Here is a 14949-nt window from a genome sequence, read left to right as displayed (position 1 = left end):
CCCACCGGTCCTAGTACAGCCCGCCGGTGCCCGGCCGCATGAAGAAGCCGGAATCCGGCTGCTGCTGCGGCGCCCCCGGCGCGCCGCGGCCGTCAGCATCAGCGACGCCAATGACGGAGTAGTTATCCGGCGGCGCCGTACCCGGCTTGAAGGCTTCCAGAATGGTTCCGCCGGTCTCGCCGGGGCCGGCGCGCATGCCGGTCTTGGAGACGACGCGAACCAGCTTAATGCCGGCCGGCACCTTGAACGGGACCGCGGGCTTGTCGGCAAGCGCAAGCTTGAGGAAATCGCGCGCGATCGGGGCAGAGAGATGGCCGCCGGTTGCGGCATTGCCTCTGCCGAGCGAGCGCGGCTTGTCGTAGCCCATGTAGATGGCAACTGCGATGTCCGGCGAGAAGCCGACGAACCACGCGTCCTTGGCCTCGTTGGTGGTGCCGGTCTTGCCGGCGATCGGCTTGCCGACTTCCTTCACGACGGTCGCGGTACCGGCCTGGACCACGCCCTCCAGCAGCTCGGTGATCTGATAGGCGGTCATCGAGTCCAGCACCTGCTCGCGACGATCGATCAGCTGCGGCTCGGCCTGGTTCTTCCAGCCGCCGGGCGCGTCGCAGCCGCGGCATTCGCGCTGGTCATGCTTGAAGATGGTGCGGCCGTAGCGATCCTGGATACGGTCGATCAAGGTCGGCTTCACGCGGCGGCCGCCATTGGCGAGCATCGAATAGGCCGTGACCATGCGCATTGCCGTGGTTTCGCCGGCGCCGAGTGCATAGGAGAGATAGTTCGGCAGCTCATCGTAGACACCGAAGCGGCGCGCATATTCGCCGATCAGGGGCATGCCGATGTCTTGCGCAAGCCGCACCGTCACCGTGTTGCGCGACAGCCGCAGCGCATTGCGCAAGGTCATCGGACCCATATACTTGCCGGCATCAAAGTTTTCCGGCCGCCACACACCGGCGCCCTGGCCCTGATCGATTTCGATCGGCGCGTCGAGCACGACGGTCGAGGGCGTGTAGCCGTTGTCGAGTGCGGCCGAATAGACGATCGGCTTGAACGACGATCCCGGCTGCCGGTAGGCCTGGGTGGCGCGATTGAATTGGCTCTGGTCGAACGAGAAGCCGCCGACCATTGCGAGCACGCGACCGGTCCAGGGGTCCATCACTACCATCGCGCCCGATACTTCGGGTATCTGGCGCAGGCGGTATTGGCCTTCGACCGGTTGTCCTTCCTTGGTGTAGAGCGGATCGGCATAGATCACGTCGCCGGGTTGGAGCACCTGCGACACACCCGTGGCAGCCCTGCCCTTCCCGGCTCCCGAAGCCGCCTTCGCCCATTTGACGCCGTCAAGCGTGATCAGGCCGGTCTCGCGCTGCTTGCTGACGGCGCCGCCTAGCTCGCGGTTCGGCTGGAAGCCGATCCGCGCCGACTGGTCGCTGGTTTCCAGCACCACCGCCATGCGCCACGGCGAGATGTCGGAGAGCGACTTGATCTCGGCGAGCTTCACGCCCCAGTCGCCCGAAATATCGAGCTTGCTCATGGCGCCGCGATAACCCTGCTGCTCATCATAGTTGACGAGGCCGGCAACCATGGTCTTGCGCGCCATGACCTGGATCTTCGGATCGAGCGTGGTGCGCACCGAGAGGCCACCCTCATACAGCTTCTTCTCGCCATAGCGCTCGAAGATGTCGCGGCGGACCTCTTCGGCGAAATATTCGCCGGCGAATGTGTGGGCACCGTTGGAGCGGTTGGTGACGGCCAGCGGCTCCTTGCGCGCCTTGTCGGCGTCGGCCTGCTTGATCCAGCCGTTCTCCTGGAGGCGGTCGATCACGTAATTGCGGCGCTCGATGGCGCGGTCGCGGTTACGCACCGGATGCAGCGTCGCCGGCATCTTCGGCAGCGCCGCGAGGTATGAGGCTTCCGCCACGGTGAGCTCGTTCACCGACTTGTCGAAATAGACCAGCGAGGCGGCTGCGATGCCGTAGGCGCCGAGGCCGAGATAAATTTCGTTGAGATACAGCTCGAGAATCTTGTCCTTCGAATAGGTCTTCTCGATCCGCATCGCGAGCAAGGCTTCCTTGATCTTGCGCGCGAACGAGACCTCGTTGGTCAGAAGGAAGTTCTTGGCGACCTGCTGGGTGATCGTGGAAGCGCCCTGCGGACGGCGGTTTGAGCCGTAGTTCTGCAGATAGACCAGGCCGGCGCGGGCCATGCCGGTGTAGTCGATGCCGCCATGCTCGTAGAAATTCTTGTCTTCGGCGGCGAGGAACGCGTTGATCACGAGTTTCGGCACCGCCTGGATCGGGAGGTACAGCCGCCGCTCCTTGGCGTATTCGCCGAGCAGCGAGCCGTCGACCGCGTGCACGCGGGTCATCACCGGCGGCTCGTAATCCTGAAGCTGAGAGTAGTCGGGCAAATCCTTGGAGAAATGCCAGATCAGGCCTGCCACGGCACCGACACCGACAAGGAACACCACCGTTCCCGCGGCGAACAGGAAGCCCATGAACCGCACAAGCAAGCGCATTATGTGTTTATCCGTTTAATCCCTGGATCGGCCCAAGAGCAGACCAAGATCAGCCTCAAGGCGCCCCAAACGGACGCCATCCTCACGTCGCGAACTCCCCGGCCTACTCAATACCATCGATGCCGGACCGAAAGACGCTTGCCGAAACGGGATTCTCGTCGATTCCGGAACCCCCTGCGCCGGTTTTATAAAGCGTCCGCTGTGGCCAAACTAGGGCTTAACATCGGAACCGGCGTTTCCTGTTTAATTGCTGGCCCCCGCCGTCGCCATCCGCTTGGCCAGGAACGTGTCGATCGCCTGGGCCATCGAACCCACCGCGCGCGACCGCCAGCCCTCGGACACGAGGTGCTCGAGGTCGCCCTTGTTGGAGACGTAGCCGATCTCGACCAGCACCGAGGGCACGTCGGGGGCTTTCAGCACCCGGAAACCGGCCGACTTCAGTGGATGCTTGTGCATCCGCACGGTCGACTTCATTTCGCCCATCAGCAAATGCGCAAAACGGTTTGAAAAGGTGCGGGTTTCCCGCTGCGTTAGATCGATCAGGATGTCGGCGACGTCGGTCGGCTCTTCCGCGAGATTGAAGCCGGCAATCGCGTCCGCGCGATTTTCGGCATCGGCCAGGCGCTGGGCCTCGGCGTCGGAGGCCTTGTCCGAGAGCGTGTAGATGGTGGCGCCCTGCGCGTCGCCCTCGGCTTTCGGCAGCGCATCGGCGTGGATCGAGACGAACAGCGCGGCGTTCAGATTGCGGGCGACTTTGGACCGGTCATTGAGCGGAATGAAGGTGTCGTCGTCCCGCGTCATCACCACCCGGTATTTGCCGGCCTTTTCCAGCCGGTCGCGCAGCGCCAGGCCAAAGGCGAGCACCAGGTTCTTCTCGCTCTCGCCGTTCGACTGGGTGCCGTTGTCGATGCCGCCATGGCCGGGGTCAATCACAACGACCGGACGGCCGTCGGACGGTGCCCCTGGCTTTTGCGGCGCCGATTCGGGCGCGGCAGCAATCGTTGCCGGAGGCGCGGCGGCAATCGCTGGCCGCAGCTCGGGCCGATTCTCCGGTGCAGGCGTCTGCACGAAAGCCGCGCGGTCGACCTCCTCCAGCTCGACCACCAGCCGGGCCGGCTGGCCGTTGGCCGCCTCGAGCACATAGGAATTGGCGATCTTGGCGGGCCCAGTCAGGTCGAACACGATTCGGGAGCCGCCGGGCATCACGAGCCCGTAGCGGAAGGCCCGGACCAGCCCTCGCCCGGTCCCGGTGCCCGGGCCCAGCCGAAAATTGACCTGGGGAACGTCGACCACGACCCGGTAGGGATCGGCGAGCGTCGTGGCGCGGAAGCTGACGGTCTGGTCGAGGTCGAGAATGAAGCGGGTCTGCTTGCCGTCACCGGCCAGGCGCGCAGCGGTGGCAATCGGAAAATTCGTCGTCACAACAGAGGGTTGCGATGGGGTTTCGGCCGCGTTCAGACGCGAGGAATCGGCGCACGGCGACGCCGCGGCACACAGCAGCGCAACCCCCAGCAAAACCCTTTGATTTGTGCGGCTCGCCACCGAATCCGTGCCTCCGAGCAGCCCTCTTTAACGCAATAGAACCACAGGGTTAAACGATCCTTAATGACGGAAACGCGAAACTGTCCGACTGTGACCGGCGTGCGACGCTCCCTTGCACGGATGGCCCATTCCTCGTATGTACGGATTGCTGACGGCCAATAATTTCCGGTTGTGTCGCATTCAGCCTCCCGGTGCAGCGCCGGAACTCCCAACGTTTGGGAATTCCAGCGTTTTTCTGTTCCCCTCTAAGACCAGCGCGGTGCGCGGCAGCGAGGTGGAACGGGGCAAGCCCCGGCGGCGGACGGTTTCCGGTTACCAACTGTTTCCGGAGCAGTTTTGACAGCGACGCGGCCAGTTACCCGATCCCTTAATCCCAAGGGGGCGGTTCTTGATCCAAGGCGAGCGCGCACGCGCCATGCCCGGCCAGCAGCAACTGATTAGGGGCGGCCCCGCCGCCCGATGTTTCATACGGGCCGACGCTTGATGCGCCAGACTGTGCCGACGAATTCTGAAGGACCTTTCGCGACGCTGCGGAGTGACGCTCCCGCGCGCCGTTTCGGTCCTGAAGCTTCCGGTTCGGCAAGGCGCGAGAGACGGCGTTTCGGCCTTCCCCTCACCCCCGAATCAGGTGGACCGTCGCGTCACCCGGCAGCGCTCTTCGCGCCCACGGTCGATCGCGCCCGCCGCCGCCAAGAGTTAAGACATGCCCAACAAGATGTTGATCGATGCCACCCACCCGGAAGAGACCCGGGTCGTCGTGGTCCGCGGCAATCGCGTCGAAGAGTTTGACTTCGAGACCGCGCAACGCAAGCAACTGCGCGGGAATATCTACCTCGCCAAGGTCACAAGGGTCGAACCCTCGCTCCAGGCCGCTTTCGTTGAATATGGCGGCAACCGCCACGGCTTCCTCGCCTTCAGCGAAATCCATCCCGACTACTACCAGATCCCGGTCGCCGACCGGCAGGCGCTGATCGAGGCCGAAGAGCAGGCCCATCGCGAAGCCGAGGAAGAGAGCGAGAACCGCTCCCATGGCCGCCGCCGCTCGCGCCACCGCAACGCCCGCCGCCGCGGTCAAGGCGAACGTGTCCGCAGCGAGATCGTCGAGGGTCTCGCCGATCCGGCCGGCCAGCCGGTCGAGGGCCAGGCCCTGCCGGAGCACGCCGAGGGCGCTCTGCATGGGGGCGAGCATCTGCACGCCGATGCAGAGCATCACGGCGAGCATGAAGGTCACGACCACGATCATCATGAACATGATCACGACGATCACGGGCATGACGATCATGAGCACGATGATCACCATCACGCTCACGATCATGACGACCATGGCCATGACGACGCGCACGATCATCACGACCATGATCATGCCGACGAGACGCCCGCGCCTGTCGCGGCGATCGGCGCCGAGCCCGCCGTCGTTGCCGAGCCTCAGGAAGCTCCCGCCTTCGAAACGCATGACGAGGAAACGCATGACGAGGAAGCGCATGACGAGGAAGCGCATGGCGAGGCTTTTGCCGAAGCCGTGACCTCCGTCACCGAGCCGGCCGATGCCGTCTACGCCGCCGGCGAGAGCACTGAAGCGCCGCATCAGGACGCCGAAGCGAGGGCCGACGAAGACGACGAGGACGATGACGACGGTGAGGAAGCCGAGGAGGAGCACGTCGAATCCGTCGGCGGTGACGACGTGCTCGAGGAAGTGCCGGAGCGCACGTTCCGCCCGCGCCGCCAGTACAAGATCCAGGAAGTCATCAAGCGCCGCCAGGTGATGCTGGTGCAGGTGGTCAAGGAAGAGCGCGGCAACAAGGGCGCGGCGCTGACGACCTACCTCTCGCTCGCCGGCCGCTATGCCGTTCTGATGCCGAACACCGCCCGTGGTGGCGGCATCAGCCGCAAGATCACCTCGGCCCAGGACCGTTCGCGCCTGAAGGAAGTGGTGCAGGATCTCGACGTGCCCGAGGGCATGGGCATCATCCTGCGCACCGCGGGTGCCGCCCGCACCAAGCCCGAGATCAAGCGCGACTTCGAGTACCTGATCCGGATGTGGGAGACGGTACGCGACCTGACGCTGAAGTCGCAGGCCCCGACGCTGGTCTACGAGGAAGGCTCGCTGATCAAGCGCTCGCTGCGCGACCTCTACAACAAGGAGATCGACGAGATCTCGGTGGCCGGTGAATCCGGCTACCGCGAAGCCCGCGACTTCATGAAGATGCTGATGCCCGCCAATGTCAGCGCGGTGAAGCAGTATCGCGACGGCCAGCCGCTGTTCTCGCGCATGGGCGTCGAGAGCCAGCTCGATGCGATGTTCTCGCCGACCGTACAGTTGCGCTCTGGCGGTTACATCGTCATCAACCAGACCGAGGCGCTGGTCTCGATCGACGTCAACTCCGGACGATCGACGCGCGAGCACCATATCGAGGACACCGCGCTCAAGACCAATCTGGAGGCGTCCGAAGAGGTCGCCCGCCAGCTCCGCCTGCGCGATCTCGCCGGCCTGATCGTCATCGACTTCATCGATATGGACGAGAAGCGCAACAACCGTGCGGTCGAGCGCAAGCTGTCCGACTGCCTGCGGCAGGATCGTGCACGCATCCAGGTCGGGCGCATCTCGCATTTCGGCCTGCTCGAGATGTCGCGCCAGCGCATCCGCGCCAGCGTGCTGGAATCCTCGACCGATCCCTGCCCGCATTGCGGCGGCACCGGCCATGTCCGCTCGGTGTCCTCGGTGGCGCTGCAGCTGCTGCGCGGCCTCGAAGAGATCCTGATGAAGGGCGCGACCCACAACCTCGTGGTCCGCACCCGCACCGACGTCGCGCTCTATGTGCTGAACCACAAGCGTGGTCATCTGCGCGATCTCGAAAACGGCTTCAAGGTCTCGCTGTCTGTCATCGCCGACCCCAGCGTCAGCGGACCGCAGGCCTATGTCATCGACCGCGGCGAGCAGGTGCATACGCTCGAAGCCGCCAAGGCGCTGCTGGCGGCACAGGCGGCCGCAAGCCCGCCGCCGCTGGCCGAAGAGGCCTATGACGACGAGGAGCTCGATACGGAGCTGGAATCCGAGGTCGAGACCGAGGAAACCGAAGGTCTCTCCGAAGAGCAGGCCGCAGGCGATGCTTCGCCCGAGCAGGACGGCCAGCGCCGCAAGCGCCGCCGCCGCCGGCGTGGCCGCGGCGGTCAGCGCGACGGCGAGGCGCGCGAGGATGGTGCTCCCGCTTCTCCTGAAGGGGCCGTAGCGGTCGCAGGCGAAGGTGAAGAGGACGCCGAGGCCGAACAGGACGGCGAGGAAGGCGAAGAACAGGCCGCCCGTGGCGAGCAGCAGGGTAGCGGCGACCGCCGTCGCCGGCGTGGTCGCAGGGGTGGACGTCGTCGGCGCGGTACCGGCGAGGAGGGTCTCGCCGGCTCCATCGGCGACGAGCTCACGGGCAATCCGCCGTCGGAAGCAACCGAAGCGGTCGCTGATTTCGATAGCTCCGGCAGCGAGACAGCTCCCTCGATTGCGCATTCGGAGCATATCGCGCCGGTCGAAACGTCCCAGCCCGAGTTTCGGTTGCAGGCGCCGGTTGAAACGCCGGTGCAGCCCGCGCCCTCTGAGGAAGAGCCCGCATCCGACGACAAGGCGGCACGACGCCGCTCCACCGTCCGGGAGAAGGTGAGCTTCCTGTCGAGCAACTCGAGCGAGCCGGCAACCCCGGTTGCAGCAGCGCCGGAGCCGGTTGCTCCGCCCGCGCCTGAGCCTGCGCCGGAAGCGGCAAGCGAGACGCCGGCCGCGCCGCGTCGCGCCGGCTGGTGGTCGCGCCGTTTCGGCGGCGGCGAATAGAGCCAGCGTCCGAATAAAAAACGCCCGGCCTGGCCGGGCGTTTTTCATTTCACGCCTCGCCTGAAGGTTACGGCGGCGGCAGTTCGTCGTCACCGAGCGGCGCCACCTCGCGCGAAGCGATCTGGCGAAGCTGGTCGTAGAGATCAGGCGCCTCGCTGGTGCAGAGACAGACGCCCTTGGCGGACGGTGCCTCGCCGGCGTTGAGATAGGCGTGGCCCATGGTGCTATCGAGATAGATGCCGTCGCCCTCGCCAAGGATCTCCGGCGCGTAGAACTCGGTGTGAACCGCGACGCGTCCGCTCGTCACCAGAAAATACTCTTCGCCGGCATGGCGCAGCAGCGGACCGAATTCGTCCAGCGAGCGCGCGCGGACCTCGGCCACGATCGGCACCATGCGTTTGCCGATCAGGTCGGTGCATTGATAGGTGTAGGTGTAGAATTTCGTGGCGATCAGCTGCCCCTGCCCGGCCCGGCTGATGCTCCGCCGCGCGGTGACCGGCCTGCCTTGCGTAGGCGCTGCGACCGCCGGATTGAACAGCTCCGCGATCTCCATCTTCAAGCCGGAGGTAAGCTGGAGCAGCTTGTCGTAGGTCAGCGACATCAGGCCATTCTCGACCTTCGACAGGGTCGACAGCGCCATGCCCGTTCGCTCCGCCACCTGCTTGAGCGTCAGGCCGCGCGCCTGGCGCGCCGCCTTGAGGCATTGGCCGAGCTGGGAGTTGGCACCTTCGGGCGTCGTGATCTCGCTCATGCGGTATGTCTATCACGCTGCGGGGAAAAAATATTGGCCGATCGGCCTAATCTTTTCGGTGTGATCCGCCGCACAATACCTCTCCAGGGTGCCTCCCGGGCACACACGCCAAGATTTGTGCATGAATTGCCCCGATTTGGCGAATATTGGTGCGCTGAACGCGGTTTCCGATATGCTAAATCGTTTTCACAATTTGAAAGGGCCTGGCGTTGTCCGAACTTTGCGACACGAGTGCCGTCGAGCTGCGCCGTCTGCTGACCGCACGGGCGATCTCGCCCGTCGAGCTGCTCGACGCCTGCCTGTCCCGCATCGGCGCCATCAATGCCGCCGTCAATGCGGTCGTGACGCTCGACGAGCCGGCTGCACGTGCCGCCGCGAAGAAGGCTGAGGCCGCGATCCTGCGCGGCGAGGATCATGGCGCGCTGCACGGGCTCCCCGTCCTGATCAAGGATACGCAAGACACCGCCGGAATGCGCTCGACCTACGGCAGTCCCCTGTTGCGCGACAATGTCCCTGCCGCCGACCAGGGCTCGATCGCGCGGCTGCGTGCGGCGGGCGCCATCATCTTCGGCAAGACCAATACGCCGGAATGGGCGGCGGGCGGCAACACCCGCAATCCCGTCTTCGGTGCGACCGGCAATCCCTTCGATCCCATGCGCTCGGCGGCCGGCTCCTCCGGCGGATCGGCGGTCGCGCTCGCCTGCGGCATGGCACCGCTCGCCTCGGGCTCCGACACCGGGGGATCCCTGCGCAATCCCGCGGGCTATGCCGGTATCGTCGGCATGCGTCCCTCCTACGGCCTCGTGGCGAGCGAAAAGCGCGCCTTCGGCTGGTCCAATCTGTCGACCGACGGACCGATGGCCCGCAGCGTCGCCGATACCGCGCTGATGCTATCGGCGATGGCGAGCGACGATGCCCGCGATCCACTCGCCTACACGCTTCCCGGCGAGCCCCTGCGCGGGCGCGCCGAGCGCTGGTCCGCGCCGCGCCCCGCGGAGCTTGGCAAGCTGCGCCTTGCCTTCACCGAAGACTTCGGCTTTGCGCCGACCGAACAGGCCATCCGCCGCGTCTTCCGCGATCGCGTGAAGAGGCTTGCGCCACTGTTCGCCGAAAGCCGCGAGGCGACGCCCGACTGCACCGGCGCAGACGACGCCTTCGCCGTGCTGCGCGCCGGCCTGTTCCTGGCGATGCACGGCAAGAACTACAAAGAGCGGCCCGAGATGCTCGGCCCCAATGTCCGCGCCAATGTCGAGGAAGGCCTGAGCTACACGCTCGAGGATCACGGGCGTGCCGCGACGGCGCAGACGCGGATCTATCGTGCCTATCAAACTTTCTTCGAAACGTGCGACGTACTGATCAGCCCGACGATCACGCTCAGTCCGCGGCCATGGTCGGAGCTTTATCCGGCCGAGATCGACGGCGCGCCGACGAAATCCTACTTCCACTGGCTCGCGCTCGCCTATGCCGTCACGCTTCCCGGCCATCCCGCGATCAGCATTCCGCTCGGCGTCGATGAAGCCGGCTTGCCCTTCGGCCTGCAGATCGTCGGCCCGCGCGGTGGCGATGCCATCGTGCTCGCCATTGCCGCAAGCCTGGAGGCTGCATTTGCGGGCGATGCGCAATTGTGCCGGCCGGTGCCTGACCTGGCGCGACTTGCGACGGCGCCGCCGCTGGCGTCCGCGCCCGGCTTCCTCACCTGGGAATAGACCAAGCAAACAGGCAAGCCCGCCGGGTCGCCGGCAAAGCGGAGATCAGCATGGCCGAATTGTCGAACCGAAAGACCGGCATCGTCGCCTTCGTCCTGCTCTATGCGGCCTACTGCATCTCCTACATCGACCGCGCCGCGATCTCGCTGGCGCTGGCGCAGATCGGCAAGGACTTCAATCTCCAGGCTGCCGATCTCGGCATCGTCATCAGCGCGTTCTTCTTAGGGTACGCCGCGATGCAGGTGCCGGGCGGATGGCTCTCCGACCGCTTCGGCTCGAAATATGTGGTGATCGTCACCATCGTGATGTGGTCGCTGTTCACGGCCTTCACCAGCCTCGCCTGGTCGCTGACCTCGCTGATCGCGATCCGCTTCGTCTTCGGCATCGCCGAGGGTGGCTTTCCGCCGGCCAGCATTCGCGCCATCGCCGAGGTGTTCAAGAGGGACAGCCGGCCCAAAATGTCGGCGCTGCTGCTGTCGTCGAACTATGCCGGCAGCATGGTCGCACCGCTGATCATGGCGCCGCTGATCGTCTGGCTCGGCTGGCGCCACGCCTTCAACACGATCGGCATCGCCGGCATCGTGTTCGCGGTGATCTATTTCGTCTTCGTCCCGTATCTCGGACGCCCGGACAAAGCGGCTACGGGCCCATCGGCAAAGGCCGTAGAGCGCGCGCCGATGCGCGAGCTCATGAAGAATCCGCTGCTGTGGCAGCTGATGGTGGTGTGGTTTGGTCTTAGCTGCGTCAACAAGGGCCTGGATTCCTGGATGCCGCTCTATCTGCTGCAGCAACGCGGACTCGACCTCAAGACCGTCGGCGTGGTGGCTCCGATCCCGTTTGTGATGGCGACGTTCGCGACGGCGATCGGCGGCTGGGTCATGACCACGTTCTTCGCCGAGCGGGAAAAATATCTGCTGATCGGCAGCTCCGCGTTGACCGGCATCTTCCTCTACGCCATGTACAAGGCGGAGACGATCACGGTGCTGATCGCCTATCAGTCGCTGGTCTACTTCTTCAAATCCTTCGTGCTGGCCGCTGTGATTGCGCTCCCGACCAAATTGCTCCGCGACGACCAGATCGGATCGGGCGTCGGCATGGTCAATCTCGGCGGCCAGAGTGCAGGCTTCGTCGCACCGGCGGCGATAGGCTTCATCGTGACCGGAACCGGATCGTTCGATGCTGCCTTCGGCTTCCTGGTGGCAATGACGGCGCTGTCGGTCGTCGTCGCGACGACCATCAACACGGCGCAGCCCAAGCTTGCGCCGAAGCCGGCCTGACGGGAGAATTCTGCCATGCAAAGCGCAATCATTCTCGGCGGCGGCATGGTGGGCGTCGGTGCCGCCCTGCATCTGAGGCAACGCGGTTGGACTGTCACGCTGGTCGACCGCAGGGAGCCCGGCCGCGAGACCAGCTACGGCAATGCCGGCATGATCCAGGCGGAAGCGGTACGGCCCTATCCGATGCCGCGCGATCTCGCCTCGCTCGTGAAGATCGCGACCGGCCGCACCAACGACGTACGCTACAGCTTGTCCTCGCTGCATCGCCACGTCGAGCCCCTGCTCCGCTATTGGTGGCATTCGGCTCCGAAGCGGCATCGCGAAGCGATCGCGGCCTGGGCGCAGCTGATCGCCTATGCGACGCCCGAGCACGACATCCTCATCCGCGAGGCCCATGCCGACAATCTGATCCGCCGCGCCGGTTATCGCGCGCTGTTTCGCGACGCCGCCGCGCTCGACCATTCAATCAAGGCCGCGGAAGAAGACCGCCGCGAGTTCGGCGTCAATTTTCGTGTGCTCTCGGGCAGCGAATTGACCAAGGCCGAGCCGATCTTGCGCGACGATCTCCCCGGCGCGATCCATTGGCTCGACACCTGGACCGTGTCCGACCCCGGCGCCCTGGTCACCGCCTATGCCAATCTGTTCGAGCGGCTCGGCGGCACCATCGTGCTCGGCAATGCGCAGTCGCTGCAGCAGACCGCGATCGGATGGTCGGTCGACACCGACAATGGCCGCATCGATGCCGCCAACGCCGTCGTGACGCTGGGGCCGTGGTCGCCGGATCTCCTGCACAAGTTCGGCTACCGGATTCCGCTGGTGCGCAAGCGCGGCTACCACATGCATTACAGCGGCGGCGCCTCGCTCGATCTGCCGCTGGTCGACAAAGGCAGCGGCTATGCCATGGGGCCGATGGCCAAGGGCATCCGCATCACCACCGGTGCTGAGTTGACCGGCCCGGATGCACTGGCAACGCCGGTGCAGCTCGCCAGCGCCGAAGCCTCGGCGCGCGAGCTGATCGATCTCGGCAAGCGCGCCGAACCGGAGCCGTGGTTCGGCACCCGCCCCTGCACACCGGACATGGTGCCGGTGCTCGGTCGCGCCCCGCGCCACCCCGGCCTCTGGATGAATTTCGGCCACGGCCACCAGGGCTTTACGCTCGGCCCCGCCACCGGACGCCTGCTCGCGGAGATGATGAACGGCGAGACGCCCTCGATCGATCCGACGCCGTATCGGCCGGAGCGGTTCTAGCTCTCGGCTTTCGCGGCGAGGACTGAGAGCGCGGCCGTCAGACGCATTAGCGGATCATCCCATTCGCGCGGCTTGCGCTGGCGGAACAGCCGCATGGTCGGATACCACGGGCTGTCCTCGCGATCGCGCAGCCAGCGCCAGTCGAGCGCGTATGGCGTGAGCATCCAGACCGGGCGGCCGAGCGCGCCGGCCAGATGCGCAACCGAGGTGTCGACGGCGATGACGAGATCGAGCGCTGCCACGGCCGCCGCCGTGTCGGCAAAATCCCCGAGCGCAGGCGCGAGATCGATCACGTCGTCGCCGAGCGCCGCCAGCACCGCACCGTCTTCCGCGCGCGGCTCCTTTTGCAGGCTGTAGAGCTGCAAGCCCGGCATCACGAGCCGCGGCAACACCGCCGCGGCCGACAGCGAGCGCTGCCCGTCGCCCTTGTGCCCGGGATTGCCGGCCCAGACCACGCCGACCTTCAGTCGCCTCTCGCGACCAAGGACGGCTCGCCAGCGCGAAAGCTTCCCGGGGTCGGGGTGCAGATACGGAACGTCCGCGGGCAGATTGTCGAGCGTGGTGCCGAACAGGCGCGGCAGGCTCATCAGCGGCAATTGCAGATCGAATGGCGGCAGCGCCTCGCCGCGCGGAATCACGGTGACATCAGGCAATTGCCGCAGCAGCGAGGCGAGTGCGGGCTGCACCTGCAGGATGATCTTGCCGCCCTTCCCCGTCACCATCGACAGATAGCGCACAAAATGCACGGCATCGCCGAGGCCGTATTCGGCGAATACCAGCAAGGTACGGCCTGCGAGCGGCTCGCCCCGCCATTCCGGCTCATTGAAAGTCGGATAGCCGTCCGACAGCGTCTTGCATTTGCGGCGCCACCGATAGGCGTCGAACCCCTCGGCGAAATGGCCGTTCATCAGCAGGAAATGCGCGTGGTTGTATTGCGCGAGCGGCTGCTCCGGATCGAGCGCGACCGCGCGGGCCGAGACCGTGAGCGCCTCGTCGATCTCGCCGGCGTTGCGCAGCGCGACCGCGAGGTTGGCGTGGCCCTTGGCATAGGAGGGATCGACCGCAACCGCGCAGCGATGCGCGGCGACAGCATCGGTGACGCGCTGCTGCTTCTCGAAGATGATGCCGAGATTGGTGTAGGCCGGCGCGTGATCGGACTTGAGCAGCAGCGCGTGTTCACAGGCCGCAATGGCGTCGTCGAGCGCGCCGAGATCGGAGAGGCAGGCGCCGAGATTGGTGGCGATGATGTGATCGGCGGGATCGCGCGCGAATGTTTGCCGGTAGATCTCGGCGGCCTCCTGCAAATGGCGGGCTTCATGCAGGACAAGGCCAAGCAGGCGCAGCGCCGCGACATCGTCGGGCGCGAGCGCGATGGCACGGCGATACTGGACGATGGCCTCTTCGAGCAATCCTTGCCGATAGAGCGCCGCGCCAAGATTGCAGATCAGGCCGACATCGTCGGGATCGAGCTGGAGCGCGCGGCGATAGGCGGCCACGGCATCGCCCAACCTGTTCTGGTCCGCAAGGACGTTGCCGACATTGAGCCAGACGCCGCGAAAAGCAGGCTCGCGCGCGATCACGGCGCGATAGGCCTCCTCCGCCTCGATCAGCCGTCCCTGCTCGGCGAGCGCGACGGCGAGATTGAAGCACGCGCGCGTCAGATGCGCATCGAGCGCGATTGCGCGGCGATAGGAGGTCTCGGCCTCGCCGAAGCGCGACAGGTCGCCCAATGCCACGCCGAGCTTGTCGTGCAAGCCGGCGTCATCGGGCCGTCCGCGCAACGCACGCTGGAACGCAGCCACGGCGCCGGCGTGCTCGCCTTTCACCGCGAGCGCATCGCCGAGCGTGGCCAGCGCCGGCGCATGGTCGGGATCGATATTGAAGACCCGGTTGAGCAGCGCGGCGCCGTCGGCGGCGCGGTCGGTGACGAAGGCGGCAACGGCGGCCAGGTGCAGCGCCGGCACATGATCCGGCTGAACCTTGAGCACCTCCGCGCAGAGCACGTCCGTCTGATCCGGCCGTCCCGCCACAAAATGCTCTGTCGCCTCCAGCACAATCCGATTCACAGCCACGTTGCCCACGATACCGCCCACCCC

General features: G+C 65.9%; 8 protein-coding genes. 4 read left to right on the top strand and 4 right to left on the bottom strand.

Annotated features, from left to right (window positions below; translation table 11 throughout):
* Positions 1–10 precede the first annotated feature (10 nt).
* Together ABIC09_RS10015 and ABIC09_RS10010 are read right to left on the bottom strand one after the other, a co-directional pair.
* A complete protein-coding gene (locus ABIC09_RS10015) occupies positions 11–2518 on the bottom strand; it encodes a penicillin-binding protein 1A (RefSeq protein ID WP_148748771.1) in 2508 nt (835 codons plus the stop codon).
* A gap of 243 nt (positions 2519–2761) precedes the next feature.
* The gene (locus ABIC09_RS10010) at positions 2762–4060 is read right to left on the bottom strand and encodes an N-acetylmuramoyl-L-alanine amidase (protein WP_354109162.1); all 1299 of its coding nucleotides are present in this window, start codon (positions 4058–4060) and stop codon (positions 2762–2764) included.
* A 703-nt stretch (positions 4061–4763) separates the two neighbouring features.
* Between ABIC09_RS10010 and ABIC09_RS10000 the strand changes: the two genes are divergently transcribed.
* The gene (locus ABIC09_RS10000) at positions 4764–7871 is read left to right on the top strand and encodes an Rne/Rng family ribonuclease (protein ID WP_502917659.1); all 3108 of its coding nucleotides are present in this window, start codon (positions 4764–4766) and stop codon (positions 7869–7871) included.
* Between the two features lie 67 nt (positions 7872–7938).
* On the opposite strand, the gene ABIC09_RS09995 is transcribed toward ABIC09_RS10000, so the two are convergent.
* Positions 7939–8622: a helix-turn-helix domain-containing protein gene (locus tag ABIC09_RS09995; RefSeq protein ID WP_148748768.1), complete on the bottom strand. Its 684-nt coding sequence runs from the start codon at positions 8620–8622 to the stop codon at positions 7939–7941.
* A 209-nt stretch (positions 8623–8831) separates the two neighbouring features.
* Between ABIC09_RS09995 and ABIC09_RS09990 the strand changes: the two genes are divergently transcribed.
* From ABIC09_RS09990 to ABIC09_RS09980, 3 genes are read left to right on the top strand one after another with little or no spacing between them, the layout of a single operon-like run.
* On the top strand, positions 8832–10328 hold the full coding sequence (locus tag ABIC09_RS09990) for an amidase (protein ID WP_354109160.1): 1497 nt from the start codon (positions 8832–8834) through the stop codon (positions 10326–10328).
* A 50-nt stretch (positions 10329–10378) separates the two neighbouring features.
* A complete protein-coding gene (locus ABIC09_RS09985; RefSeq protein WP_354109159.1) occupies positions 10379–11605 on the top strand; it encodes an MFS transporter in 1227 nt (408 codons plus the stop codon).
* A gap of 15 nt (positions 11606–11620) precedes the next feature.
* A complete protein-coding gene (locus tag ABIC09_RS09980; RefSeq protein WP_354109158.1) occupies positions 11621–12853 on the top strand; it encodes an NAD(P)/FAD-dependent oxidoreductase in 1233 nt (410 codons plus the stop codon).
* Here the strand turns inward: ABIC09_RS09980 and ABIC09_RS09975 are convergent.
* A complete protein-coding gene (locus ABIC09_RS09975) occupies positions 12850–14907 on the bottom strand; it encodes a tetratricopeptide repeat protein (RefSeq protein WP_354109157.1) in 2058 nt (685 codons plus the stop codon). The two genes, ABIC09_RS09980 and ABIC09_RS09975, sit on opposite strands and share 4 nt — an antisense overlap.
* Positions 14908–14949 lie beyond the last annotated feature (42 nt).

It is taken from the genome of Bradyrhizobium sp. S3.12.5, from assembly GCF_040548225.1.
GTDB classification, from domain to species: Bacteria; Pseudomonadota; Alphaproteobacteria; order Rhizobiales; family Xanthobacteraceae; genus Bradyrhizobium; species Bradyrhizobium cytisi.
This window is presented reverse-complemented; position numbering and strand designations above follow the sequence as displayed.

Coding starts and splice junctions, on each gene's coding strand:
- ABIC09_RS10015 (WP_148748771.1), bottom strand. CDS start 2,518: ATGCGCTTGCTTGTGCGGTTCATGGGCTTCCTGTTCGCCGCGGGAACG.
- ABIC09_RS10000 (WP_502917659.1), top strand. CDS start 4,764: ATGCCCAACAAGATGTTGATCGATGCCACCCACCCGGAAGAGACCCGG.
- ABIC09_RS09995 (WP_148748768.1), bottom strand. CDS start 8,622: ATGAGCGAGATCACGACGCCCGAAGGTGCCAACTCCCAGCTCGGCCAA.
- ABIC09_RS09985 (WP_354109159.1), top strand. CDS start 10,379: ATGGCCGAATTGTCGAACCGAAAGACCGGCATCGTCGCCTTCGTCCTG.
- ABIC09_RS09980 (WP_354109158.1), top strand. CDS start 11,621: ATGCAAAGCGCAATCATTCTCGGCGGCGGCATGGTGGGCGTCGGTGCC.